The organism is Halomonas sp. 707D4, from assembly GCF_024158685.1.
GTDB lineage: Bacteria > Pseudomonadota > Gammaproteobacteria > Pseudomonadales > Halomonadaceae > Vreelandella.
In genome coordinates, this window is the sequence record NZ_JAMZBD010000378.1 from 1 (window position 1) to 3,041 (window position 3,041).

The window sequence follows — 3,041 nt, forward strand, 5'->3', positions numbered from 1 at the left end:
CCACCACCAAGAAGTAGGCGCCGATCCCCCCATTCGAGCTCGATGCTCAAGGAATGAATGCGATGACCACAAGCGATACCCCGCACGACGACAGCGCCGTTGCCGCCGACGAGGCTCCCAGCGTGATGCGCCGCTCGCGCGTTCACGAAGGGCACTCGTTTCCCCTCGGCGCGACCTGGGACGGGCTGGGGGTGAACTTCGCGCTGTTCTCCGCCCACGCTACCAAGGTGGAGCTCTGCCTGTTCGACGCCACCGGCGAGCAGGAGCTCGAGCGCATCGAGCTTCCCGAGTACACCGACGAGGTGTGGCACGGCTACCTGCCGGATGCCCGCCCGGGGCAGCTCTACGGCTACCGGGTGCACGGCCCCTACGCGCCGGAGCAGGGCCACCGCTTCAACCACCACAAGCTGCTGCTCGACCCCTACGCCAAGCAGATCGTCGGCGAGATCCAGTGGGACGACGCGCTGTTCGGCTACACCATCGGCCACGAGGCGGGCGATCTCAGCTTCGATGAACGCGACAGCGCCCCCTTCATGCCGCGCTGCAAGGTGGTCGACCCGGCCTTCACTTGGGGGCGCTCGCGGGAGGTGCAACTGCCCTGGGATCGCACCATCGTCTACGAGACCCACGTGCGCGGCTACACCATGCGCCACCCCGCGGTGCCCGAGCCGCTGCGCGGCACCTTCGCCGGTCTCATGGTCAGCGACGTGGTGGAGTACGTGAAGTCGCTCGGCGTCTCGTCGATCGAGCTCTTGCCCATCCACGCCTTCGTCGACGACCAGCGCCTGCAGGAGCAGGGCCTGCACAACTACTGGGGCTACAACACGCTGGGCTTCTTCGCCCCCCACTCGCCCTATCTCGCCGGTGACAACGTCAACGAGTTCAAGGAGATGGTGGCGCGCTTTCATGCCGCCAAGCTCGAGGTGATCCTCGACGTGGTCTACAACCACACCGCCGAGGGCAACGAGCTCGGCCCGACGCTGTCGCTCAAGGGCATCGACAACGCCTCCTACTACCGCCTGCTGCCGGAGGAGCCGCGCTACTACATCGACGACACCGGCACCGGCAACACCTTGAACCTGAGCCACCAGCGGGTGCTGCAGATGGTCACGGATTCGCTGCGCTACTGGGCGACCGAAATGCGCGTCGACGGCTTTCGCTTCGACCTGGCGACGATCCTGGGCCGCGAGCCCCACGGCTTCGACGAAGGCGGCGGCTTTCTGGACGCCTGCCGCCAGGACCCGGTGCTCGGGCGCGTCAAGCTGATCGCCGAACCCTGGGACTGCGGGCCCGGCGGCTACCAGGTCGGCGGTTTTCCGCCGGGCTGGGCGGAGTGGAACGACCGCTACCGCGACTGCGTGCGCGGCTTCTGGCGCGGCGACGAGGGCAAGCTTCCCGAGCTCGCCGCCCGCCTGACCGGCTCGGCGGACATCTTCGACCGGCGCGGGCGGCGTCCCTTCGCCTCGGTCAACTTCGTCACCGCCCACGACGGCTTCACGCTGTACGACCTGCTCGCCTACGACGACAAGCACAACGAGGCCAACGGCGAGAACAACCAGGATGGCCACGGCCACAACCTCTCCTGCAATCACGGCGTGGAAGGGCCGACCGACGACCCGGAAATCAAGGCGCTGCGCCTGCGCCAGGTCCGCAATCTGATCGCCACGACGCTATTCTCCCAGGGCACGCCGATGCTGCTGGCCGGCGACGAGCTGTTGCGCACCCAGCAGGGCAACAACAACGCCTACTGCCAGGACAACGAGATCAGCTGGCTCGACTGGAACCTCGAAGGCGACGCCCACGCCATGATCGAGTACGTGCGCCGGGTGATCGCGCTGCGCCTGCGCTACCCCATCCTGCGCCGCGGGCGCTTCCTGAGCGGCGAGTACGACGAGGCGATGGGCCTCAAGGAAGTGACCTGGCTCGCCCCCGAAGGCGAGGAGATGAGCGTGGAGCGCTGGGAGGATTCGAGCCGTCGCGCCCTTGGGCTGCTGCTCGACGGTCGCGCCCAGCCAAGCGGCATTCGCCGGCCCGGCGCCGACGACACGCTGTTGCTGTTGCTCAACGCCGGTTTCGAGACCTGCGATTTCAGCCTGCCCGATGTCGACCACGGCGCCTGGCACTGCCGGCTGGATACCGCCGACCCAGAGCTCGAAGACGGTGAAGCGCCGCTGGAGGGCACGACCTGCGCGCTGCCCGCCCACTCGCTGGTCCTGCTCGAACTCGTCAAGCGCCCTATCGGGCGCGGTCACTGAGCCGGGCAGTTGCCCCTTTACACGGAGAGCGAAGCCATGTCCTCGACCCCACCCCGAGCGCGCGATGAGAACGCCGCCCTCACCCGGGCCGTTCACGCCCCTCGCATCGCCATCGAGGCGGTGTCGCCGGCTCTCGACGCTGGCCGCTTCGCCGCCAAGGCCACCGTCGGTGAACCGGTGCGCGTGGCGGCGACGATCTTCGCCGACGGCCACGACGTGCTGGCCGCCGAGATCGGCTGGATCGACGACCAGGGCGTCGAGCGGCGTGCCCCGATGCAGCTTGCGCGCCCGCTGGGGCTCGACCGCTGGGAGGGGCATTTCACGCCTGACCGGGTGGGCCGTCACGTCTTCTACATCGAGGCGTGGTGGGACGTCTTCGAGACCTACCGCTACGAGCTTTCCAAGAAGCACGCCGCCGGCGTGCCCATCGCCCTGGAGCTCGAGGAGGGCCGCCTGCTGCTCGAGCGCGCCGCTGCCCGCGCCGAGGCCGGGCTCGCGAAAGGGCTTGCGCAGTGCCTCGACGCCCTGGCCCGGGCGGCGGATCACGGCGCGCAGGTGGCGTTGCTGCTGGAGTGCGAGACCGCGCGGCTGATGCGCGAGGCCGACCCGCGCGCCCACCTGAGCCGTACCCAGGCGGATTATCCGCTCGAGGTGGAGCGCCTGGCGGCGCGCTTCGCCAGCTGGTACGAACTCTTTCCCCGTTCGCAGACGTCGGACCCCGCCCGCCACGGCACCTTCGATGATGTGCAGCGCCGTTTGCCGCTGATTCGCGACATGGGCTTCGAC

General features: G+C 68.8%; 2 protein-coding genes. Both read left to right on the plus strand.

The features are described 5' to 3' along the window. The first annotated feature begins 62 nt into the window (after window positions 1–62). Complete coding sequence (glgX, locus tag BIS11_RS13910) at window positions 63–2,255, plus strand: glycogen debranching protein GlgX (RefSeq protein ID WP_253419847.1); 2,193 nt, start codon at window positions 63–65, stop codon at window positions 2,253–2,255. A 36-nt stretch (window positions 2,256–2,291) separates the two neighbouring features. Continuing rightward, window positions 2,292–3,041 (plus strand): maltotransferase domain-containing protein (locus tag BIS11_RS13915; protein ID WP_253586336.1); only part of this gene is annotated, 750 nt, incomplete at its 3' end.